This is a genomic window from Mycolicibacterium alvei, assembly GCF_010727325.1.
Classification (GTDB): Bacteria; Actinomycetota; Actinomycetes; order Mycobacteriales; family Mycobacteriaceae; genus Mycobacterium; species Mycobacterium alvei.
The window spans coordinates 3966570-3988294 of the sequence record NZ_AP022565.1; the positions used below are offsets into that span (position 1 = coordinate 3966570).

20 protein-coding genes and 3 pseudogenes are annotated in these 21725 nt (G+C 67.4%); 10 read left to right on the plus strand and 13 right to left on the minus strand.

From position 1 onward, the window contains the following. Positions 1-12 precede the first annotated feature (12 nt). Complete coding sequence (locus G6N44_RS18910) at positions 13-504, plus strand: ImmA/IrrE family metallo-endopeptidase (protein ID WP_163666518.1); 492 nt, start codon at positions 13-15, stop codon at positions 502-504. Next, on the plus strand, positions 501-1613 hold the full coding sequence (locus G6N44_RS18915; RefSeq protein WP_163666520.1) for a hypothetical protein: 1113 nt from the start codon (positions 501-503) through the stop codon (positions 1611-1613). Before G6N44_RS18910 ends, G6N44_RS18915 begins: the two co-directional genes overlap by 4 nt. Positions 1614-1665: 52 nt before the next feature. Here the strand turns inward: G6N44_RS18915 and G6N44_RS29900 are convergent. Beyond that, positions 1666-1797, minus strand: a pseudogene (locus tag G6N44_RS29900) (transcriptional regulator); the annotation flags it as partial. Between the two features lie 153 nt (positions 1798-1950). Here G6N44_RS29900 and G6N44_RS18925 point away from each other — a divergent pair. Beyond that, positions 1951-3196 (plus strand): annotated as a pseudogene (locus tag G6N44_RS18925) (IS256 family transposase). Positions 3197-3271: 75 nt separating this feature from the next. Here the strand turns inward: G6N44_RS18925 and G6N44_RS18930 are convergent. From G6N44_RS18930 to G6N44_RS29090, 4 genes and pseudogenes are all read right to left on the minus strand, one after another. Then, positions 3272-3544 (minus strand): annotated as a pseudogene (locus G6N44_RS18930) (transcriptional regulator); the annotation flags it as partial. 887 nt (positions 3545-4431) lie between these two features. Beyond that, positions 4432-4968, minus strand: coding sequence for a peptidase (locus G6N44_RS18935; RefSeq protein WP_163666521.1), 537 nt, complete (start codon positions 4966-4968; stop codon positions 4432-4434). Positions 4969-5201: 233 nt separating this feature from the next. Further along, complete coding sequence (locus tag G6N44_RS18940) at positions 5202-5825, minus strand: superoxide dismutase (RefSeq protein WP_163666523.1); 624 nt, start codon at positions 5823-5825, stop codon at positions 5202-5204. A 151-nt stretch (positions 5826-5976) separates the two neighbouring features. Then, entirely contained in the window at positions 5977-6135 is a 159-nt protein-coding gene (locus tag G6N44_RS29090) for a hypothetical protein (protein ID WP_170309409.1), read from the minus strand. A 377-nt stretch (positions 6136-6512) separates the two neighbouring features. Here G6N44_RS29090 and G6N44_RS18945 point away from each other — a divergent pair, with 377 nt between their 5' ends. The 3 genes from G6N44_RS18945 to G6N44_RS18955 all read left to right on the plus strand — a co-directional run bounded on the left by G6N44_RS18945 (position 6513) and on the right by G6N44_RS18955 (position 8876). Continuing rightward, positions 6513-6854, plus strand: coding sequence for a rhodanese-like domain-containing protein (locus G6N44_RS18945; protein WP_163666526.1), 342 nt, complete (start codon positions 6513-6515; stop codon positions 6852-6854). A 148-nt stretch (positions 6855-7002) separates the two neighbouring features. Further along, a complete protein-coding gene (locus G6N44_RS18950; protein ID WP_308213800.1) occupies positions 7003-7989 on the plus strand; it encodes a DUF4328 domain-containing protein in 987 nt (328 codons plus the stop codon). Positions 7990-7994: 5 nt separating this feature from the next. Next, positions 7995-8876, plus strand: a complete 882-nt coding sequence (locus G6N44_RS18955; RefSeq protein WP_163666530.1) for a glycerophosphodiester phosphodiesterase — start codon at positions 7995-7997, stop codon at positions 8874-8876. 3 nt (positions 8877-8879) lie between these two features. Here the strand turns inward: G6N44_RS18955 and G6N44_RS18960 are convergent, their stop codons facing one another. The 4 genes from G6N44_RS18960 to G6N44_RS18975 all read right to left on the minus strand — a co-directional run bounded on the left by G6N44_RS18960 (position 8880) and on the right by G6N44_RS18975 (position 12457). Continuing rightward, positions 8880-9428, minus strand: a complete 549-nt coding sequence (locus G6N44_RS18960; protein WP_163666532.1) for a ferritin — start codon at positions 9426-9428, stop codon at positions 8880-8882. A 138-nt stretch (positions 9429-9566) separates the two neighbouring features. Beyond that, positions 9567-10835 (minus strand): LCP family protein, encoded by a 1269-nt coding sequence (locus G6N44_RS18965; RefSeq protein ID WP_170309410.1) that lies wholly within the window; start codon positions 10833-10835, stop codon positions 9567-9569. A gap of 25 nt (positions 10836-10860) precedes the next feature. Next, a complete protein-coding gene (locus tag G6N44_RS18970; RefSeq protein ID WP_163666536.1) occupies positions 10861-11625 on the minus strand; it encodes a CPBP family intramembrane glutamic endopeptidase in 765 nt (254 codons plus the stop codon). Between the two features lie 46 nt (positions 11626-11671). Then, the gene (locus tag G6N44_RS18975; RefSeq protein ID WP_163666538.1) at positions 11672-12457 is read right to left on the minus strand and encodes a DUF2470 domain-containing protein; all 786 of its coding nucleotides are present in this window, start codon (positions 12455-12457) and stop codon (positions 11672-11674) included. Positions 12458-12573: 116 nt separating this feature from the next. Between G6N44_RS18975 and pheA the strand changes: the two genes are divergently transcribed. Both pheA and G6N44_RS18985 read left to right on the plus strand, forming a co-directional pair. Further along, complete coding sequence (pheA, locus tag G6N44_RS18980; protein ID WP_163666540.1) at positions 12574-13518, plus strand: prephenate dehydratase; 945 nt, start codon at positions 12574-12576, stop codon at positions 13516-13518. Beyond that, positions 13515-14204 (plus strand): histidine phosphatase family protein, encoded by a 690-nt coding sequence (locus tag G6N44_RS18985; protein WP_163666543.1) that lies wholly within the window; start codon positions 13515-13517, stop codon positions 14202-14204. Before pheA ends, G6N44_RS18985 begins: the two co-directional genes overlap by 4 nt. Here the strand turns inward: G6N44_RS18985 and G6N44_RS18990 are convergent. The 3 genes from G6N44_RS18990 to G6N44_RS19000 are packed head-to-tail and all read right to left on the minus strand — an operon-like array spanning position 14201 to position 16230. Beyond that, on the minus strand, positions 14201-14401 hold the full coding sequence (locus G6N44_RS18990) for a hypothetical protein (RefSeq protein ID WP_163666545.1): 201 nt from the start codon (positions 14399-14401) through the stop codon (positions 14201-14203). The two genes, G6N44_RS18985 and G6N44_RS18990, sit on opposite strands and share 4 nt — an antisense overlap. Before the next feature lie 48 nt (positions 14402-14449). Beyond that, a complete protein-coding gene (locus G6N44_RS18995; protein ID WP_163666546.1) occupies positions 14450-14800 on the minus strand; it encodes a metallopeptidase family protein in 351 nt (116 codons plus the stop codon). A gap of 2 nt (positions 14801-14802) precedes the next feature. After that, the gene (locus tag G6N44_RS19000) at positions 14803-16230 is read right to left on the minus strand and encodes a septum formation family protein (RefSeq protein WP_163666548.1); all 1428 of its coding nucleotides are present in this window, start codon (positions 16228-16230) and stop codon (positions 14803-14805) included. A 155-nt stretch (positions 16231-16385) separates the two neighbouring features. Between G6N44_RS19000 and serS the strand changes: the two genes are divergently transcribed. Both serS and G6N44_RS19010 read left to right on the plus strand, forming a co-directional pair. Beyond that, positions 16386-17642, plus strand: a complete 1257-nt coding sequence (serS, locus tag G6N44_RS19005) for a serine--tRNA ligase (RefSeq protein ID WP_163666550.1) — start codon at positions 16386-16388, stop codon at positions 17640-17642. Positions 17643-17657: 15 nt separating this feature from the next. After that, positions 17658-21011 carry an ATP-binding protein gene (locus G6N44_RS19010; RefSeq protein WP_163666552.1) on the plus strand — a complete coding sequence of 1118 codons (3354 nt, stop codon included), beginning with the start codon at positions 17658-17660 and terminating at the stop codon, positions 21009-21011. Here G6N44_RS19010 and G6N44_RS19015 read toward each other — a convergent pair. Beyond that, on the minus strand, positions 21001-21705 hold the full coding sequence (locus tag G6N44_RS19015) for a hemerythrin domain-containing protein (RefSeq protein WP_163666554.1): 705 nt from the start codon (positions 21703-21705) through the stop codon (positions 21001-21003). The genes G6N44_RS19010 and G6N44_RS19015 overlap by 11 nt on opposite strands. Positions 21706-21725 lie beyond the last annotated feature (20 nt).

Genomic DNA, 21725 nt, shown 5'->3' on the forward strand with positions numbered 1-21725 from the left:
TGAAGGGGGGACATGTCCGCCAGTCGAAGCGTCACGCGTGCTGTCAACGAGGTGCTCGACCTCGCTCCGCGAAGGGGTGAAATCACGTTGACCTGCCTGGTCGACGCGGTGGCCGAGGACCGCGGCAGGCCGATCGAGTTGAGCATGGCCGAGCTTCCGACAGGTGTCTGCGGCCAGTGGCGCCAATACACCGACCGCGACGTGTTCCTCATCCAGCAGGGGTTACCGGCCTGGGATCGCACGCTGGCCCACGAGCTCGGTCATCTGGTCCTTGGCCACGAGGGCATATCGATCGTCGACGCGGCCGCGGCAACAGCCGAGGTGGCGACCTCCGACCTGATCAGCTACATGCTCAATCAGCGCACCGGTTGCATGGGACCCAACGGTGAGGACATCGAGCAGGAAGCCGAGGACTTCGCCGCGCTGCTGCTGTACCGCCTCGGCCGGCTGCCCTCCGACCGGTCGTCGATCGTCCAGGTTCGCCTCGGAGAGGCATTTGGTTGATCGTCTGGGTGATCGCCGGCCTGCTCGGCCTGGCTACCGGCGTGCGTATCGGTTGGGCTCTGGTCAACAAACAATCCCTGGTGAGCTCCGCGATGATCCTGTCATTGGGCAGCCTCGGCGTGGTGGCCGCGCTGAACTGGCAACCGCTCGCCCTGTTGATCGACACGGTGGTGCACTGGCCCAACATCGCGGCCGGCCTGAGCCAGGTGGCGCTGATCGCCTGTGCGGCAGGCAGTTGCGTCATGATCACGACCGCGTCCTCGGGCCATTCGGCCGCCCTCACCCGGCGTATCGCGCTGATCCAATACGGCATCGCGGGTGTCGTCATCGTCGTCAGCCTGGTGATCTTCTTCCGCGCCGGGCGGCAACCGGAGATGGCGCCCGCTGAGTATCTGAGGCGGGGTCTGGGACCGCACGGTGGCTCGTGGCTGCTCCCACTGCTCTACGTGTTTCTGGCGCTCACCTTGGTGGTCTGGGCCGGCCTGCGCTATTCGAACCGCAGTCGGCGGGGGCGGGCGCTGTTCCTGTTCACCACCGGCATGGTGCTGATCGTGGCTGCCACCGGCTTCGTCCTGCTCCGGGCAGCGGGACAGACCGAACCCGCCGGCGTCGGCGCCGCGGCCACCCTCCTCGGTTGCGCGATGGTGGTCGTTGCCGCCGGATCGCTGCTGCCGAGTGTCGAAGACTGGTTCGGTGCGCACCACGAGCTGCGGACCATCAAACCGCTTCTGGGCGAATTGGCCCAGCGTCAACCCGACGTGGGGATCGGTGTGCGTCCGCGCGGACCATTGGTGTTCCGCGTCGCCGAACGGATGTCGCTGATTTCCGATGCACTGTATCTGGAGGCCACGGCTGCCGATGCGCGTCACAGATCCGGAGGATCAAGCGACACAACACAATCGGGGGATACCGAGCGACCTCAGGTACCACCCCGGGACCAGGCCCAGGCGGTCGCTGAGTGGATCTACGACACCCGCGAGGGTGACAAGAATTCGGCGTTCCCGGGGTTGGCCTGGTTGAGTCAACCCGAGTCGTATTCCGACCGGGAATGGATTCTGGCGATTGCCGAGCAGTACCGGGAATTGGACCGCGCGGCGACGCGCAACTGAAGCCCGCGCGAGTGGGCTTCAGCGCGCGAAGGTGCCGGCCGAAACCGACGACTTATCCGTCGAGGTGTTCCCGGCGGCGCAGTTCATCGACCTTCTGCACCAGATCCTGCTGAGCTTCGTTGGACAGTCCGACGGTGCGGGCGGCGATCCGGCGGATTCCCTCGTCGCGCATGCTGGCGAGCCAGGGGGTAAGTCCCCTGGGGTGGTGGGGTTTCGGGCCTGAGGCTGACCCGGCCGGACTCTGTTCGGTGTGTCGTTGAGGGCTTTGGGGTGGGGCATCGCGTAGTGGTCATTGAGTTACCGACCAAAGTGACTCAAGCAAAGGACGCACCACGCGATGACCCAGGACCATTCTGCCTTGCTCGCCCAGCTCGATGCGCTCAAGTCCGCTGATGCCGGGGCGGTGTTCGCCGAGCTGATCCGCGCCGGGCTGCAGGCGTTGATCGAGGCCGAGGCCACCGAGGCGATCGGCGCCGGCCGCTACGAACGCAGCGGCGATCGCAGTACGCATCGCAACGGGCACCGTCCCAAGACGGTGTCGACCACCGCCGGGGATATCGAAGTCCAGATCCCCAAACTGCGGGCCGGATCGTTCTTCCCGTCGCTGCTCGAGCGGCGACGCCGTATCGACAAGGCCTTGCACGCGGTGATCATGGAGGCCTACGTGCACGGGGTGTCGACCCGCAACGTCGATGACCTCGTCGCAGCGCTCGGTGTCGGTTCGGGGTCTCGAAGTCGGAGGTCTCACGCATCTGCGCCGGCCTGACAAGGAGATCGAGGCCTTTCGCACCCGCAACCTGACCCACACCCAGTTCCCGTACGTCTTCTGCGACGCGACGTTCTGCAAGGTCCGTATCGGGGCTCATGTGGTATCCCACGCTTTGGTGGTGGCCACCGGGGTGTCCATCGACGGCACCCGCGAGGTGCTGGGCACCGCCGTTGGTGACAGCGAGTCCTTCGAGTTCTGGCGGGAGTTCCTGGCTTCCCTCAAGGCCCGCGGGTTGGCCGGGGTGCACCTGGTGATCTCCGATGCCCACGCCGGGCTCAAGGCCGCCGTCGCCCAGCAGTTCGCCGGATCCTCCTGGCAGCGGTGCCGGGTCCATTTCATGCGCAACCTGCACGGCGCGGTGGCCGCCAAACACGCCCGGCGGTGACCGCGGCGGTCAAGACCATCTTCGCCCACACCGACCCGCCGACGTCGCCGCCCAATGGGACCAGGTCGCCGACACGCTGTCGTCGAGCTTCCCGAAAGTGGCCACAATGATGGACGAAGCGAAAACTGACGTGCTGGCGTTCACGGCGTTCCCACGCGGACACTGGCAAAGATCTGGTCGAACAACCCCATCGAACGCCTCAACAAGGAGATCAAACGCCGCGCCGATGTCGTGGAAATCTTCCCCAACCCCGCAGCATTCCTGCGGTTGGCCACCGCCGTGGTCATCGAAGCCCACGACGAATGGCAAGTCACCCGCCGCTACCTATCCGAGGTCTCCATGGCTGAACTGCGCAAAGTCATCGCCGCCAAACACGCCGCCGCCCAAACAGAGACCGAACCGGTTCCCGAACAACGCCAAATCGCCTAGCATTCACCACGACTCGTTGATCACCACGCGTGAACCCACGCCGATCCGAAGTCCACCACCCCAAGGGGCACTATCGAGCCAGGTCAGTTCCTTGTCGAGCTTCTCGTAGTACTCATCGTCGGTGAAGTACGCCGGCTTGATCCGGAAGAAGTTGGCAAGTGCGGTCATGGTTGCCGCTGACGGATTGGTCCGGTTGCCCGAACGGAGCTGGGACAGGTACGGGGCCGACATGGTGACGCCCTCGGACTTCAGCGCTGCGATCACCTCGGCAGAGGTGTGGGGTCCCCGGCCGGGTGGATAAACCGTATCGAACAGGCGGTTTAGGCGGGCGGCGAACGTCTTGCTCATGGATTTGACCTCCACATGATCTTGAGCGGTACGAATAGGCGGCGTATTTGCTGACTATCGTAGCGAGTGTTGTGACGACAACCAAGTGCAAACGCCACAAAAGTTAAACGGGCTTTGCGTTTAGAGCGCTCCGGCTGCGGATGCAGCAGCCTTCGCCGTAGGGGGGTGGCGGGATTGTGCCGTCCGACAATGCAAAAGGTGACGCCTGCGTTGTATTGGAGGCGATGAGCTGCGGGCACAGGTGCGCTCGATTGTGAGTAACGTCTTGACCGGCAACTGAGACGGTGCCGTGACTAGCAGAATCAGGCATTTGCTAGGGTGCGGAATCCGGGTCGCGCAGGATGGCGCGCGACGCCGTCGTCGGAGTACGTTGGAACACGTTACAGGTGGGGCGGGGGAATGCCCGTCGACCCCCTCGACCGCGATAGCCAGACGGGCCTGGGTGGGATCTGACTCCGATTCCGGACGGCGACTACGGGGTGGAAACGGGTGGAGTCTTTCGGAGCCGCCGGACAATCGCCGGTACAAATGCAGCGACGGCGACGGTTGCGGCGGGCTGTCACGGCAATCTGGAGCCCACATCGGGTCGCCGATCTCGGCGATCCTGCTGAGACGCTGATGTCTGCGTCTGCGGACATGGCGACCTTTCGACACACCGCGATACCTGCCGCTTGCGCGGCTTACTTACATACGGTCGAAGGTGTCGCCCACCGCATCGCAGGCTGTCGGCCGGGCTCAAAGCCAGCGTGTCGACGCGACGATTGCGGGCTTCCGCCCTCCGCTGATCAAGAGCACACTAACCGTTGTCCGCCCGGTGCGCTAGGTTTCTTCCCCTTTTCCGGTAGCCGTATTCTCCGTGCCGGAGAGGGCGGCCGCTGCTGGTGCGCTCACGCCGCCAACAGCATCGCCAGGATCGCGGTGTCGGGATGACTGATCGGGTCGACGCCCACCCTGCTGACCATCGACGTGACGGTGCCGTCGGATTCGGCTTCCACCCAGGCCGCGCGGTGTTCCAATCCGAGATGTGGAAGTCCGGGCAGCAACACGCAGCCCGAAGCGGCGCCGGTGCATTCGGGAAGTGACGGAGTTGTCTCCGAGGGCGGATGCAGCATCAGTAGTGCCGGGGGTTGATGGTCGGCGAAATACCCGGGCGGAACCGCAGACTCGCCGACCACCGGTCCCTCTGCGATGACGATGCCGACCGTGCCGGGGCGGGGCGTCTCGGGCAATTCCTCGCGGACACCGAAAATGGTTGTGGTGGAGAGCAATCCAGGTAACGAGGCGACTCTGACGGTGACCATGAGCAGCTGCGCCCATTCTTTGGTGGAGTCGGGCCATCGGCCGAGCACCACGAACCCTTTGAGTGCACCGCCGGAATGGAAGGGGGCGATCTCTATGGCCCGGCCGGACCCCGTCGTATCCATATCGCCTCCGGGACATCGATGTTGGCTCGCCGGCTGGCCGGCAACTCCGACACGTCTGTGGGTCGATCAGTTCAGAATGCGGCAGCAGCGGGGGAGGTGCAAGGCGACACGGGGCTCCGACCCGATAACGAGTCGGCCAAGAAACGAGGGCGGGGCGTCACGCAGTGTGCGCGACGCCCCTTGATGAGAGATCAGAAACCGATCCAGCCCTCGAACTCGGATCGAGACCAGAGCTAGCCGAAGATCAGGCCGTTGGTCTTGGAGGTGGCCGCCGCGTAGCGGTTCTGCACGTCCTCCCAATTCACGACATTCCAGAACGCCTTGACATAGTCGGCCTTGACGTTCTTGTACTGCAGGTAGAAGGCGTGCTCCCACATGTCGACCTGCAGCAGCGGGATGATGCCCAGCGGCACGTTGGCCTGCTGGTCGTAGAGCTGGAAGGTCAGCAACCGGTCGCCGAGGCTGTCGTAGCCGAGCACGGCCCAACCTGAACCCTGCAGCCCGTTGGCTGCGGCGGTGAACTGCGCCCGGAACTTGTCGAACGAGCCGAACTGGTCATCGATCGCCGCTGCGAGGTCGCCGGTCGGCTTGTCGCCGCCGTTGGGGGACAGGTTCTTCCACCAGATCGAGTGGTTCACGTGGCCGCCGAGGTGGAAGGCCAGGTTCTTCTCGTTGAGGAAGATCGCCGCGTGGTCACCGTTGGCCCGCGCCTCGTCGAGCTTGCCGACGGCGTCGTTGACACCCTTGACGTACGCCGCGTGGTGCTTGCTGTGGTGGAGTTCGTTGATCTGCCCGGAGATGTGGGGCTCCAGCGCTCCGTAGTCGTAATCCAGGTCCGGCAAGGTGTATTCAGCCACGAGATTCCTTCCTCATTATCGATCGTTGGAGCAAAGCGTGATCTTCGGATCGTGTAGTTCGACGCTCAAGATCGCTGCCAACATTGCTCCATCGCAAGGCGCACCGCAAGGACGCGCGCGCCGACCTCACGTATACCCGATCGGGCGTTGGTCAGAACAAGACGATCACGGCCAGGACGCCGAGTAGCAGCAGGGCGATCACGCCGGCGCGAAGGAAGGACATCGACTGATTGCGGGTGTGCAGATATCCCGATGACTGCCATTCGGGCTGCGGAAAGGCTGATCCCGATCCGATCGGATGTGACGCCATCAAACCCTCCTGACCTGCACGATCAATGTTCCCCGCAGTGAGATCTGTCACAACAGCTGGTGTGACGCCGATCATAGCCCGTGTAATGGCCGGGGGAAAATTGGGGCCGGCCCGCGCAGCGCTCGGAATCGGGCTGATCCCAACCGGTCCGATCGGTCCCGGTGGCCGCGGTTTAGCCGAGTGCTTAATTTCGCTCCGCGTAGGTGGCAGCTGTTGATCGCTGCCGTGAAAGCCCCAGGTTTATCCACAGTGATGGACAGCTACCGCACAGTAACGTGCATCTCGGAGGCTTTTCCGCAGGTGCCGGGCCTGTGGATGAACCTGTGGAAACTGTGGATAGCTTTGCGTTGCTGAGTCAGCATGCGAGCATTGATCGCATGGACGATGTGGAAGTCGGGCAGGCAGATATCGCCGCGGTACCCGCCGCGTTCGATGGGGCTGTCGTGCTGCTCGACGTCCGCGAGGACGACGAATGGCAACGCGGTCATGCCGAAGGAGCCCAGCACATCCCGATGGGTGATGTGCCGACGCGAATCGCCGAGATCGACCCCGACGCCGAGCTGTACGTGATCTGCCACTCGGGTGGGCGTTCCCTGCGGGTGGCGAACTATCTGGCCCGTAATGGATACACCCCGACCAATGTCGAAGGCGGAATGTTGGCCTGGGCCGGAGCCGGGCGCCCGGTCATCACCGACACCGGCGGCCCGGGAACCGTCTGAGCGCGGGTACCTGTCCGGAGATCGTGACTAGGCTGGTCGGATGATCCAGGTGTGTTCGCAGTGCGAGACGCGCTGGAATGTGCGCGACCGGCAGCGGTCGTGGTGTCCCCGGTGCGGCGGTTCTTTGTTGGCGCCCGCAGTACCCGCGGTGTCTCAGCCCCAGTGGGGACCCACTGCCCGGCCTTCGGCGCCGGGTTCGGCGGCGGCGCAGCGCACTCCACCGCATCGCGCCCCCGGCTATCGCTGGGTCGCCCTGCGCCCCGGCCCTCCGCCACACCAGCGCCGGCAGCGACATCCGCTCGGCCCGACCCCGCACTACCGCTCGATTCCGAGTTGGGGGCTGCACCAGCAGTTCGATCTCGAGGAGCAGCCTCAGAAAACCGACCGCGAGACCGATGTCGGCAACGTGCGCGCCATGCTCGTCGTGGCCATGGTGGTGCTGGGAATCGCCGCCTTCGCCCACGTGATTCGTTATGTGCTGCTGCTGATAAACCGCAGCGTGCTGCTGCATCCGCTGATCGCGACCGGTGGTGTGGTTATCGGGCTGCTGGCCAGCGTGGTGGCGATGGGCGTCGTAGTCGTCGCGGTGGTGACGTTGGTTCGGTGGCTCATCACGCGGCGGGCCGCCGGTTACGCCGTCCACGGCGAGGTGGATCCGCGCAGCACCAGGACACTGTGGCTGTGCTGCCTGCTGCCCGGGGTGAACGTCGTGATGGCGCCGGTGTTCGTGTGGGAACTGGCCGCTCTGGAAGGGCGCCTCTCGCACCTGCGTCGCCAGATCGTGGTGTGGTGGATCGTCTGGGTGTTCAGCGCAGTGGTCGCGTTCGCGTCGATGGTGAGCACCGTGTACGTGACGTTCTTCAACGGCGCCCCGCAGAACATCGCGAACAACACCGTGACCGTGATCGTCGGATACCTGCTGGCGCTGGCGGCATTCCTGTTGACCGCCAAGGTGTTCGTCGGGTTCGAGGGCAGCGGTGCGACGGCTGAGCGCAGTGTCCGGCGCTGGGTGGTGATCGAGCCCGAGCAGTCCGGTCCAACCGGAACCGACGCGGCCGATACGTCGCAGAATCGTGAGGATTCCGCTGAATCCGCCGTTCCGGTTGAGCCCCAAGGGCAGAACCCGGCAGCATAGGCCGTATGGAAACGGGCGACGGCGGCGCTGCTGCGCAGGCGACACCGGGGCCGGGGCATCCGTTCGTGGTGGCCCACCGGGGAGCATCCGCCGCGAAGCCCGAACACACGCTCGCCGCATACGACCTGGCGCTCCGTGAGGGTGCCGACGGCGTGGAATGCGATGTGCGGCTGACCCGCGACGGACACCTGGTGTGCGTGCACGATCGCCGGGTGGACCGGACCTCGACGGGCAGCGGTCTCGTCAGTGAGATGACGCTGGCCGAGTTGCGCAGGCTGGACTATGGGTCGTGGCATGCCGGTGGACGCTCCGACGATGACGACGCAGACGAAGCCGCCCCAGATGTCGAGGGCGCCGTCGGCGACACCGGGCTGCTGACGCTCGACGATCTCGTCTCGCTGGTGCTGGATTGGAACCGGCCGGTCAAGTTGTTCATCGAGACCAAACATCCCGTGCGCTACGGCGCGCTGGTGGAGAACAAGGTGCTGGCACTGCTGCACCGGTACGGAATCGCGGCCCCGGCCTCGGCCGATCTGTCACGCGCGGTGGTGATGTCCTTTTCGGCGGCAGCCGTGTGGCGGATTCGGCGGGCCGCCCCGATGCTTCCGACGGTGCTGCTCGGGGAGACGTCGCGTTACCTGGGCGGCAGTGCCGCCACGACGGTCGGGGCCACCGCGGTCGGTCCGTCCATTGCAACCCTGCGTGAGCACCCAGAGTTGGTGGACCGAGCCGCCGCGCAGGGACGCGCCCTGTACTGCTGGACGGTGGACCACTACGAGGACGTCCAGTTCTGCCGCGACATCGGCGTGGGGTGGGTGGCCACGAATCATCCCGGCCGCACCAAGAGTTGGCTGCAGAACGGCCTGACCGGTGCGGGCCGGGACTGAGGGCTAGAGGTTGCCGCCCGCGGCCTTCGGTGCCGCGGCGTCGACGCCGGCGCTACCGGCCAGTTCCCGCGCCACGAAGTCCTCGATGTGAAACAGGTTGGTACCGGCGCGGTCGGCGATGCGCACCAGCGTCGCCATCGACGCGACCTCTTCGATCTGCTCCTTGAGGAACCACTGCATGAACTGCTCGCCGAGGTAGTCGCCCTCCTCGCGGGCGACGCTGGCGAGCCGGCTGATCTGTTCGGTCACGGTGCGTTCCTGGTTCAGAGCCAGCGCCAGTGCGTCACGGGGCGCTTCGAAACGGTTGCACACCGCGTCGACCCCCGGGATCTCGGCGTCGATATCCCGATCGAGCAGGTACTGGACCAGCATCATGGCGTGGTTGCGCTCTTCGACCGCCTGCGCATAGAAGTGCTTGGCGAGTTGCGGGAGATCGGCACCGTCGAAATAAACCGCAATGGCGACGTATTGCTGTGACGCGGTGAACTCGCTGCGAATCTGATCCTGAACGAGTGCATGGAATTTGGTGTCGTGCTCACCGGTCATGGTCATGATCGCGAGGATATAGCAGGTCAGAGTGCATTGTCATCGAAGGTAGACCTCATTGAGGCCAGCTTTACCTTAGTCGTGTGGCGGGCATTACATTTGCCATCCGTAATTTGCTATTGCTTTGTTTAGCGTCGCCTGAGTTCAAGGTTCGGGCTGTTCGATGACATCGTCCGGAACGGCTGTGTCGTTGGCCAGGGCGCTGAACAACCGGCTGGCCGCGTCGCTGTCCCACACCACCACCGCACCCGAATCGCTTCCGGTGAACTCGCCGATCGGCACCGTCGTGGTCACCATGTCGCCGTGCATCGCCCAGGCCAGTCGACCCAGGTCCCAGACGTGGGCGTCCTGGTCGACGGCCACCGAGTTGGTGGCCGCGCGGGCCATCGGCTGCCACCGCAGCGGGTTGAGGAGCACCGCCGGGCTGGTGGCCCGGTGCAGCAGTGCGGACATGAACGCCCGTTGGTTGATCATCCGGTCCAGATCGGCACGTGGCGTGGCGCGGCTGCGGACGTATCCGAGCGCGTTGCGGCCGTCGAACTCCTGGCAACCGGCCGGCAGGTCGATCCCGGCCAACGGGTCGCTGATCGGCTCGGCCGGGCACATCGTCACCCCGCCGACGGCGTCGACGAGCGCGGCGAAACCGTCGAAACCGATCTCGGCGTAGTGGTCGAGTCGCAGGCCGGTGGCCAGCTCGACGGTCTGCGCCAGCAACGGCGCCCCGCCCAGTGAGAACGCGGCGTTGACCTTGTCCTCGCCGTAGCCCGGAATCGGCAGGTAGGAATCCCGGGGGATGGAGACCATGGTGGCCGGTGCGCCTGAGCCGATCCCGGGGATGTGCACCAACAGGATCGTGTCGGTGCGGCCGGTGCCGATGTCCCCGCCGGTGGCCAGCTCGGCCTGCTGCTCCGGGCTGAGATGCTGGCGACTGTCCGATCCGACCAGCAGCCAGGTGGTGCCGTGTGCCACCCCGGGCCGCTCGGGATAGTCGGCCAGCGCCGGAATCCGGTGCAGCGACGAGTCGACCCACGCACCGCCGCCGATCAGGGCCAGGACACCTACCAGCAGCACCACCAACACCAGACGTCCCCAGTGGCGTCGTCGGCGCGGCATGCGCACCGGCGCGGGTGCAGGTGCCGACGGACGGGTCGCGGCGGGCCTGGGCGGGTGCGACACCCGGCGGGAACGCGGTGCAGGTGGCGGTGGCGGTGGGGCGGATCTGGGCGGCGGCTGCCTGGGTGGCGGGGGTTGTCTCGGGGGTTGTCGTGGCGGCGTGGGCGGATTCGGCGGCCAGGCCGGACGGTAGTTCGGGTCGCGTCGGATCACCTGCGACGGCTCGGCGTCACGGCGGCGCGGTCCCGGACGCCGCGAGCGCGGGTCGCGCGATCCGCCGGAACCGGTGATGTCGTCCACAGCAGAAATGTACGTGCCGGAGGCGTTATCGCAGCCAACCGAGATGATCTGCCACCAGCGCGTAGCCGACGAACGCCACCGCGTCGATCAGGGTGTGGGCGATGATCAGCGGCCACAACCGCCCGGTGCGCTGCCATGCGTAGCCGAACACCAGGCCCATCACCACATTGCCCAGACCCGCGCTGTAGCCCTGGTACAGGTGATAGGCGCCGCGCAGCAGACTGGAGATGACCAGGGCCCGTCCGGGACTGACGTCGAGTTGACGCAGCCGGGTCAGCAGGAACCCCACCACGATGATCTCCTCGGCCCATCCGTTGGCGAACGCCACGCCGAGCAGCATCGGGATGCGCCACCAGGTGTCGTACAGCTCGGCCGGTTCCACGTCGGCGCTCAGGCCGAGCACCCGGGCCAGCAGGTAGAACCCCAGCCCGGGCAGGCCGATGAGCAGGGCCAGGCCGAGCCCGCCCACACCGTCGGTGCGCCACTGCGGGCGGGACAGCCCGATCGCGGATGGTCCGAAACCGCTGCGCCACAACAGGTACAGGGCCAGTGCGCCCCACGCCAGCAGCTGCAGGACGACGGCCAGATGCAAGCCGAGGTCGATCAGGTCGAACGGGGAGCGTTTCGGGTTGAGAGCGACGGTCTGTCCGGACAGACCGAGCAGCACCGCCTCGACGAGCCGCAGCCCCGCGGTGTAGGCGCTGAGCCCGAAGGTCACCGCGAGCACGACGGCGATCTCGATCTTGAGCGTCCGGCGTTGCGGCTCGAGTTGGTCGTGGGGCCCGTTCACCGAAGCTACGGTAGCGGCGCCCGGTCGGCGTGGCCGATCGTGCGGTTCAGATCCTGCGCGCGCGCAGGCCGTTGAGGAACGGGCAGCCCATCAGTATCCGGATCGCCTGGCTCAGGCCGGTGATGTCGTCGACCGGCTTGGGGAACGGCAACCGTACGTCGTGGTCGCCGTGTTCATTCTCCACGCGCAGCTGCACGCCGTAGCGGTCCAGTCCCAGCGGCCGTACCCGCCCCTGGCGCAGCGTCATCGGCAACCGGGTGGCCAGGCGTTCCACCACGTCGCGGTGCGCGGACTCCATGTGCTGCAGCCAACCGGATTCCAGCGCGCAGAACGGATCGGGGCGAGCCTGCAGTAGAGCCCCGAGGCCGACCGACTCGGCGCCGGTGGCGTCGGCCACCACGACGGACTCGATCTCCAAGCGCATCAGGGTGTGGTTGTCGTCGTTCTGGTCGTGGGTACTGGAATTCACCTGCAGTAGAGCCGGATCCGGGTTCTCGGAGGCGATCACGTCGAGCAGCGCCGGAACCTCGTCGCTCGGCACGTGCTGCAGGCGGCCCCGGATCCACACCAGGGAGCGCACCGGTTCGCGCAGTGGGAGCGGGGCGTAATCGGTCATCTCCAACACTGCCTGCACGCCGGCCGAACCGGCGGTCACCGCGATGCCGGCCAACGGCCCCGCCTCGGGGACGGTGATCGCGAACGACCCGTCGTCGAGCAGGTGATGAACGGGGGACACGACGGGTTCGATGCCCTCGACCGCGACCATGGCGCCGCCGCCTCGTGCGCATGCGCTACGGATCCGCTCGGCTGTCGTCGGTGTCGTTATGGCCATCTCGCCGCCTTCGAAACTAGGGGAGCTGATTAAGTGAGGTAAGCCTAACTTAACTGGAAGGTATCCGGTGGGCAAGACGTCCGATGGCGCCGCCACCGACCCGATAGTGTTGGTATGTGCCGCGCATCGCCTACCTCGGGCCCGAGGGAACCTTTACCGAAGTGGCGTTACTGCAGATGGTGGCCCATGAGTTGGTGCCCGGACTGTCTTCGGCGCCCGGCGACGGCCACGCTCGGTTCACCCCGGTTCTGACCGACAGCACCCCGGGCGCGTTGACCGCCGTGCGCGACGGCCGGGCCGATTACGCGTGCGTGCCGATCGAGAATTCGATCGAGGGATCGGTGCTGCCGACGCTGGACAGCCTGGCCGTCGGGAAGCCACTACAGATCTATGCCGAACTGACCCTCGATGTCGCCTTCACCATCGTGACCCGGCCCGGACACACCGGGCCCGTGCGGACCGTCGCCGCTTTCCCGGTCGCACTAGCGCAGGTGCGCCAGTGGCTGGCCGCCAACCTGCCTGACGCGGACATCGTCCCGGCCACGTCCAATGCCGCCGCCGCCCACGAGGTGGCCGAGGGCCGCGCCGATGCCGGGGTGAGCACGCGACTGGCCGCCGAGCGTTGCGGCTTGGACATCCTTGCCGCCGACGTGGTCGACGAGGCCAACGCCCGCACCCGCTTCGTCCTGGCCGGGCCGGCCGGCGCACCGCCGGCAGCCACCGGCGCCGATCGCACCTCGGTGGTGCTGCGGCTGGACAACACCCCGGGCGCCCTGGTCGCGGCGATGACCGAATTCTCGATCCGCGACATCGACCTCACCCGGATCGAATCCCGGCCCACCCGAACCGAGCTGGGCACCTACATGTTCTTCCTGGACTGTGTCGGCCACATCGACGACGATCCGGTGGCCGAGGCACTCAAAGCGCTATATCGACGTTGTACCGATGTGCGATATCTAGGTTCCTGGCCGACCGGATCGAGCGCGGGTGCACCACCGCCCCGCCTCGATGAGGCCTCACGGTGGTTGGCGGGCTTGCGCGTGGGAACGGACGACTCATGAGCGGTCGGCTGGTCCTCGTCCGGCACGGGCAGTCCCACGGCAACGTCGCCCGGCGCCTGGACACCCTGCCTCCCGGCGCCGAGCTGACCGACCTCGGCCACGACCAGGCCCGGAGGTTCGCCGGAACACTTCGCCAGCGTCCGTCGATCCTTGCGCACTCGGTGGCCCGGCGCGCGGCGCAGACCGCCGCCGGTATCGGTGTCGAAACCGGCCTTGTCCCATTCGAATTCGAAGGGATCCACGAAGTCCAGGTCGGTGAACTCGAAGACCGCAGCGACGATGACGCCGTCGCAGAGTTCAACCGGATCTACGAACGCTGGCATCGGGGCGAACTGGACGTGCCGATGCCCGGTGGCGAAAGCGCCGAGGCGGTACTGGACCGATACGTGCCGGTGCTCACCGACCTGCGGCTCCGCTACCTGGACGACCACGACTTCGACAGCGACATCGTGCTGGTGAGCCATGGCGCAGCGATCCGGCTGGTGGGTGCCGTACTGGGCGGCGTCGACGGCAGTTTCGCCCTTGACCATCACCTGGCCAACACCGAATCGGTGGTACTGGCGCCGATTACCGACGGGCGCTGGAGCTGTGTGCAATGGGCGGCGGCGGCACCGCCCTTCTACCCGGAGCCCGGTGCCACACCGGTCGTCGACGCGGTGGAGTCCGAGACCGACCCGATGGGTTAACCGGCCCGCTGGATCGAGAGCGCACCGTCCTGCGCACACGGGCAGCCCACGGCCTCACAATCGAGGCTGAACGTATGCGCGGCTTCCGGAGTGGTGCAGGTGTCGTCGGTGCATTCCGTGCGGAACCGGACGTGGTGGATCACGGTGCCGTGGCAATGCTCCAGACCGGCTGCGCACTCCCGGCACTGGATGGTCATAACCCGTTGATAGCACTGCGGGCCGACAAAACCCGGTTGCCGCGCGGCTCATCCCCAGCCAAGCTCGTGCAGCCGCTCATCATCAATCCCGAAATGGTGCGCGATCTCGTGGATCACGGTGATCGCCACCTCGTCGACCACCTCGGCGTCGCTGTTGCAGAAATCCAGCAGGGCCCCGCGGTAGATCGTGATGGTGTCCGGCAATGAGCCGGCGTACCAGGAATCCCGCTCGGTCAGCGCGATGCCCCGGTAGAGGCCCAGGATCTCGGGTTCGTCGGGATCACGGTCCTCCACCAGGATCACGACGTTGTCGAGCGCGGCCGCCAACCGCGGGGGGATCAGGTCGAGCGCATCGGATACCAACTCGTCGAAACGCTGCGAGCTCATCCGCACCGGCACGGTTACGGCGCCGGCGGTATGGGGGCCGGCTCACCCGGCGGCGGCCCGGCCGGTGGCGCCGCGCCGTCGGGGGCCGGAGCCGGACCAGGAGCCTGCTCGGGCGCCGGGGCCGGGGCCTGCTCGGGCGGCGGCGGGTTGAAGGTATTGGACTGCGCGGGAGCCGGCGCCTCGGTGGTCGAGGCCTGCGGCAGGTGCTGACCGTTCGACGAGGACCCGGAGGACCCGGAGGACCCCGAGGAACCGGAGGATCCGGACCCCGACGAACTCGAGGAGCCCGATCCGGACGAACCGGATCCCGACGACGAGGACGAGGACGAACCAGACGACGAGGACTCGTCGACGTCGGGCATCGGGATGGGCGGCATGTTCAGCCGCTCCTCCGGGATGTCGGGCGGTGCGACCGGGGGCTGACCGTTGATCATCAGCGGTCCCTTGGCGCTGTCGACCAACGTCGACCAGCCGCCGTTGCCCAGTGTGGCACCGATGCTGCACGACACCTGGCGGCTGCCGGCCGACCAGCTCGGCAGTGAGATCGTGCTGTAGCTCAGCGCCAGTGTGGTGGTGCGCAACTGGACGGGGGCCAGGTAGGCGTCGGTCTGCGCAGTGCACGCATCCTTGATGAAGTTGTCCTGATCGCCTTCCGACGGCAGCCCGCCGGGGAACTTCTCGGCGAGGTTGACCGCTCCGGTGACCTCCATGGCGTGCGGCGCCGCGCAATCGACCGGGACATCGGTGGGCTGGTTGGTGGCGGCGTCGATACCGAGGCAGGTGCCCGCGGCCCAGACCTTCGATTGGTCGACATCGGCCACCTTGCCCGCCGACTCCAACTGGCTGTCGCCTGGGCCGAGGAGTTGCAGCCCGCACAGCATGCGTCGCTCACCGGACTGCTTCCAGGCCTTCTCACCGGACCACAGCAGACCGATGGTGTATTTACCGTTCGGGTCGTACTTGGGGCCCAGGTAGCCGCGGGCCGAGGGCGTGCACTGCTCCTGGCTGATCTGCTTGATGCGCTCCACCGACGGCGGCGGCGCGCCCGGTCCGTACTCGCTGCCGGGGAAGGTGCGCATGTCGACGGCCTGGGCGACCTCGAAGCGATGGTTGTCCTTGCAGTCCACGATGCGTGCGGCGTCGGGGTTGCGCCCGGGCCAGTTCAGGCAGTCGCCACGTTTGACGTGGTTGAAGGTGTCGTTGCCGCGGGGACCGAGGGCGATCGCGCCCGGCGCGGAGCTGGATCCCTCGCTCCGGGGCAAGGCGGTGATCAGGCCGGCAATGAGCAGCGCACCGAGCGCGGTCAGCAGCAGCGCGCGCCGCGTCGACGCGGCCGCCAGACTCTGCCACCACCGTTCCTGCCCGGGTTGTTCGTCGGGCAGAGGCTCGGCGAGCAGGCCCCCGTGTTCGGGGTCTTCGGGGTGCTCGGGTGCTTCCAACATTGCCCTCCATTGTGACAGGCGTGTCAGGCTCTGTGACAAGTGATGCAGTTGTAAAGTTGCGAGGTTGTGCCCGACGGCTGTCGTCCTCGGTCGGCACCACCTGATCGACCACCTCAGATGTACGTCGCCGCACTTCAAAAAGTAGGGTTGCGCCCGTGATCGACCTCAAGCTGCTGCGTGAGAATCCCGACTCCGTCCGTGCGTCGCAATGGGCCCGCGGAGAGGACCCGGCGCGCGTCGATGCCCTGTTGCAGGCCGATACGGCGCGGCGGGCCGCGATCTCGACGGCCGACAACCTGCGTGCCGACCAGAAGTCCGCCAGCAAGCTTGTGGGCAAGGCGACCCCCGAGGAACGTCCGGCGCTGCTGCAACAGGCGAAGGACCTGGCCGAACAGGTCAAGTCCGCCGAGGCGGCCCAGACCGAGGCCGAGAGTGCCTTCGTCGCTGCCCACATGGCGATCGGCAACGTGATCATCGACGGTGTGCCGGCCGGCGGCGAGGACGACTTCGTGGTGCTCGACACCGTCGGGACGCCGCCGGCGATCGAGGACCCCAAGGACCACCTCGAGCTGGGCGAGGCGCTCGGGCTGATCGACATGGAGCGCGGCGCCAAGGTGTCGGGTTCGCGCTTCTACTTCCTCACCGGCGCCGGGGCCCTGCTGCAGCTGGGCCTGCTGCAGCTGGCCACCCAGGTGGCCGTCCGAAACGGATTCACGCTGATGATCCCGCCGGTGCTGGTGCGCCCGGAAGTCATGGCGGGCACCGGATTCCTCGGTACGCACGCCGACGAGATCTACCGACTGGAAGCCGATGACCTGTACCTGGTCGGCACCTCGGAAGTGCCGCTGGCGGGCTACCACTCCGACGAGATCCTGGACCTGTCCGCGGGTCCGAAGCGGTATGCGGGCTGGTCGTCGTGCTTCCGGCGCGAGGCAGGCAGCTACGGCAAGGACACCCGCGGCATCATTCGGGTGCATCAGTTCGACAAGGTCGAGGGGTTCATCTACTGCAAACCCGAGGACGCCGAGTCCGAGCACCAGAAGCTGCTCGGCTGGCAGCGCGAGATGCTGGCGGCGATCGACGTGCCCTACCGGGTGATCGACGTCGCCGCAGGCGATCTCGGTTCCTCGGCGGCGCGCAAGTACGACTGCGAGGCGTGGGTGCCCACCCAGCAGACCTACCGGGAACTCACCTCCACCTCCAACTGCACGACGTTCCAGGCGCGGCGGTTGTCCACCCGCTATCGCGACGAGAACGGCAAGCCGCAGATCGCGGCCACGCTCAACGGCACGCTGGCCACGACCCGCTGGCTGGTCGCGATTCTCGAGAACCATCAGCAACCCGACGGCAGTGTGCGGGTTCCCGAAGCGCTGGTGCCGTTCGTCGGCACCCCGGTGCTGGAACCCCGGTAAGTAACGCCCGCGGCCATGACTGCGGATGACCCGGTACGGGTGAGGGTGCTCGGCCCGGTACAGGCGTGGATCGGTGACGATCCGGTGGATCTGGGTGCGCGGCTGCAGCGCGCCCTGCTGGCGCGTCTGGTTGCCGCACATGGCCATACGGTGTCGGTCGACCGACTCATCGACGATCTGTGGGAGGGCGAGCCACCGCCCAAGGCGCTGTCGGCCCTGCAGGTCTACGTCTCGCATCTGCGTCGGGCGCTGGAGCCGGGGCGGCAGCGTCGGGCCCCGGCGCGGATCCTGGTCAGTGCGGCACCCGGATATTGTCTGCGACTACCGGTGGATGCCGTCGATTCCTGGCGGTTCGATGCGAAAGTCACTGCAGCGTACGAGGAATCGGATCCACAGCGGCGCGTGTTTCTGCTCGACGAGGCGCTGGCCGACTGGTCGGGAGATCCGTTCGCCGGGGCGGGCGATGTGTTGTGGGCGGCACCGGAGGTCGCCCGGCTGACCGAATTACGTTTGGCTGCCGTGGAAGCGCGGGCGGCGGCGCTGGTGGAGCTGGGGCGGTACAGCACCGCCATCGCCTCGCTGGAACGACACGTCGGTGGGCGTCCGGACCGGGAGGGCGCCGCCGCGGTACTGGCGACGGCGCTGTATCGGACCGGACGCCAGACCGACGCGCTGGAGGTGTTGCGCCGCACCCGGGATCATCTCGTCGACGAGCTTGGTCTGGAGCCGGGCCGGGCGCTGCGCGACCTCGAACGCGACATCCTGCGTCAGGCTGACCATCTGGAGCCGTCCCGACCGCTGCAGCCGGTGATACCGGAGGTGGCCGGGCCCGACGGTGCTGAATTGGCCATCCGCGACCGGGGCGCGACGGCGGCCCACGGCCGGGCCGAGGAACTTGCCGAAATCGACCTTGCGGCAAGCACTGTCGCATCGGTCGGCGGCAGCGCGGTGCTGTGGATCGGCGGAGAAGCGGGATCTGGCAAGTCCACCCTGGCTGCTGCCGCGACGGCGCGCTTGCGCGCCGCGGGCTGGCGCACCGTGCTCGGCCGTTGCCCGGAGGTCCACGGTGCGCCGGCGGGGTGGGCGTGGACCGAGGTGCTGCGCGAGTTGCTGGACGCCGGAGCCACGGTGGACGACGACGGCAGGCAGGCGCTGGCGCCGCTGCTGCACGACGTCGCCGCGGTCGAGCCGGGGACGTTCTGGTTGGGGCATGCGGTGGCCGACGTATTGAGCGCGGTCGCCGGCAGTCAACCGCTGGCCGTCGTCCTCGACGACCTGCACCGCACCGACGGCCTGACGTTGGAGCTCCTGCGACTGGTCGCCGACCGGATCAAGGATCTTCCGGTGTTGGTCATCGGCACCTATCGCCCGTCGGAGGACCGCGGCGAACTCGAGGTGGCCCGGGCGGCGCTGACGGTGCACACCGCGGCCCATCTCATCCTCGACGGTCTCGACGCGGCGGCCACGACCGCACTGGCGGCCGACTGCGGACTGACTGCCGCCAGCGGCGAGGCGCTGCGGCTGCTGCGTGAGCGGACTGGCGGCAACCCCTTGTTCGTCCGCGAACTGGCCCGGCTGATGGTCGCCGAGGGGTCGGATGCGGTGTGGGCATCGGTACCGGTTGGGGTTCGAGATGTATTGCGCCGCAGGGTAGCCCGGTTGCCCGGCCCGACGGTTACCGCGTTGCGTCAAGCCGCCGTGCTGGGCCGTGACATCGACGTCGACCTGCTGGCAGAACTGGGGCGCAACGACCCCGAGGATTTGCTCGACGCGCTGGAACCGGCCGTCCTGCTCGGTCTGCTCGACGAGCCCGCGCCGGGCCGTTTGAGGTTCGCCCATTCGCTGGTTCGCGACACCCTCTACGAGGACATCTCAAAGCTGCGGCGGTCCCGGTTGCACGGCGCCGCGTTGGAACTGCTGAGCGCACCCGGTCGGTCGGTCGACCCGGCCGCCCTTGCGCACCATGCAGTCGCGTCGGCGACGGCAGAAACTGCCTTGGCCGCAGCGGATTTCGCGACAGTGGCGGCTCGCGACGCGGACTCGGTGGGTGCTTACACCGAAGCCGCCAGGCAATGGCGTGCCGCCGTGCAGATGCTGGAGTTGGCGGCCAGTCGCCGATTGCGGTCCAGTGCCGGGAACCTGGAACGCGAGATCGACGCCCGGTGCGGGCTGATCTCAGCACTGGCCCAGTCCGGAGACGCCGTCGCCGCGCGCATCGAGTTGAAGGCTGCGCTGCAGTTGCCGCCCGGGACGTCGCGGGACGATCTGCTGGTTCAGGTGCTCACGGCGTGGGACACACCGCTGGTGTGGCGGGACCGTGAGTACGACGAATCCGATGCGCAGATGATCGGCCTGCTGCGCCGGTTGCTGGACGGCAGTTCGGTGAACGTCTCTGTGGCCGAACGGATCAGGCTGCTCAAGGCGCTGTATGTGGAGTTGGAGGGCACCGATCCGGAAGGGGCACTGACCGCCAGTACGGAACTGCTCGAATTGGCGCGACGCGCCTACGCCGAGGACCCGGCATCGTCGGGCCGGTTGCTGTGTACCGCGCTCAATGTGCGGGCCTACTGCGCACTGGGACCGGACCTCGACGCCGAACGGGACGCAACCGCCGCCGAACTGCTGCAGACCGCGGAGGCCACCGAGCAGGCCGACTATCAGGCGGTGGCGCACTGGATGCTGTCGCTGGCGGCCGGTCACCGGTCTGATCTGGCCACCGCGAAACGGCACGTCGACATCGCGGTGGCCCGGGCCGGAACCGGGCAGCTCGTCCACCTTCTCGGGGTGCTGGGATTGTTCCGGGCCCGGATGTATCTGCTGGCCGCGCGATTGGACGAGGCGGTGGGCGCCTACACCGACCTGGCGGCGCGGATGGTCGAGAACGGGGCCGCCAATGGGGCCAAGCTGGCGATGGTGGGCCGGGTGACTGGCGAGTTCTGCCTCGGAGACCTCGGCGTCCTGGCCGACGAGCTGGTGTTCTTCTACCGGGAGGTGTCGGTGGCCGCACTCGACGCCGCAGTGCTCGCGCTGATCGCGCGGGGCCGCGAGGCCGAAGCCCGCGAACTGTGGCGGGATCGGCAGCCGATCGAGCGGGCGTACTTCTGGCTGCCGTTCACCGTGCTGCGCGTCAACGCGGCCGTGGCGCTCGGGGATGTCGCGGAGGCCGAGGCGCGGGCGGCCGACCTGTATCCGTATTCCGGGCGTATCGCCGGGCTCGGTGTCGACGGGCTGATGATGGGCCCGGTCGACGAGGCGCTGGCCGCCGCTGCCGACGTGCTGGGCCGGCCGGACCAGGCGCGTGATTACCGGGAGGCCGCCGCGGTGTTGCGGGACCGACTGGCGGACGAAGCGCAGCGCTTCATCGACTGACACCGCGCCTACCGAACACCGCCCGCTCCCGGCGCCGGTGCAGCAGCGTCAACCCGGCCAGCAGGACCCGCTGTCCGATTCCGGTGTGCTGTGCCGACACTGCTCGCTCGTCGTCGGTCATCACCGCCACCACGCGCGGAGCGTCGAACGACATCCGGCCGGCCCGGGCGGCTTTCTCCACCGTCGCCCAGTCGGCCACCGACACGTGTTCGGTGATCAGCGGGAACACCTCCATCTCCTCGTCGTTGATGTGCTCGGTCACCCAGGCCGCCAGTTCGGTCAGTTCGACGGCCATCAGGCCGGCGATATGACGGTCACCCATCGACAGCCGGAACGCCGCGGCGCGGGCCCGCAGCTGATCCAACCGGGGGGCCAGCGCAGCGTGGTCCTCGATCAGCTCGCTCAGATCCACATGGTCGCCGGCGGCGGCCAGGATCACCGGCCACAGCACCGCGTCCTCGATGGTGTGGTGATGGTGGATGGAATCGCACAACAACTCGACGTATCGGGAGATGGCCCGGGCCCGGCCGGGTGTGCAGATCACATCCCGGTCGCGCACCGCGGCGGCCAGGTCACTCAGGCGGAGCAAGTCGGCCAGCATCACGCGGTGTGCCGAGGTGATGCCCAGCAGGTCCGGGGCGGGATCGCCCGCACGACGAGGTGAGGCGTTGGTGGTTGAAGTGGTTGTCGGCACGGGATACTCCTCGGGTTCGG

Bases quoted from the DNA above. Each gene is read 5' to 3' on its own strand.
- G6N44_RS18945 (WP_163666526.1), top strand. From the start codon at position 6,513: ATGGACGATGTGGAAGTCGGGCAGGCAGATATCGCCGCGGTACCCGCC.
- G6N44_RS18960 (WP_163666532.1), bottom strand. From the start codon at position 9,428: ATGACCATGACCGGTGAGCACGACACCAAATTCCATGCACTCGTTCAG.
- G6N44_RS29090 (WP_170309409.1), bottom strand. From the start codon at position 6,135: ATGGCGTCACATCCGATCGGATCGGGATCAGCCTTTCCGCAGCCCGAA.
- G6N44_RS18955 (WP_163666530.1), top strand. From the start codon at position 7,995: ATGGAAACGGGCGACGGCGGCGCTGCTGCGCAGGCGACACCGGGGCCG.
- G6N44_RS18935 (WP_163666521.1), bottom strand. From the start codon at position 4,968: ATGGATACGACGGGGTCCGGCCGGGCCATAGAGATCGCCCCCTTCCAT.
- G6N44_RS19010 (WP_163666552.1), top strand. From the start codon at position 17,658: ATGACTGCGGATGACCCGGTACGGGTGAGGGTGCTCGGCCCGGTACAG.
- G6N44_RS18985 (WP_163666543.1), top strand. From the start codon at position 13,515: ATGAGCGGTCGGCTGGTCCTCGTCCGGCACGGGCAGTCCCACGGCAAC.
- G6N44_RS19000 (WP_163666548.1), bottom strand. From the start codon at position 16,230: ATGTTGGAAGCACCCGAGCACCCCGAAGACCCCGAACACGGGGGCCTG.
- G6N44_RS18990 (WP_163666545.1), bottom strand. From the start codon at position 14,401: ATGACCATCCAGTGCCGGGAGTGCGCAGCCGGTCTGGAGCATTGCCAC.
- G6N44_RS18975 (WP_163666538.1), bottom strand. From the start codon at position 12,457: ATGGCCATAACGACACCGACGACAGCCGAGCGGATCCGTAGCGCATGC.
- G6N44_RS18910 (WP_163666518.1), top strand. From the start codon at position 13: ATGTCCGCCAGTCGAAGCGTCACGCGTGCTGTCAACGAGGTGCTCGAC.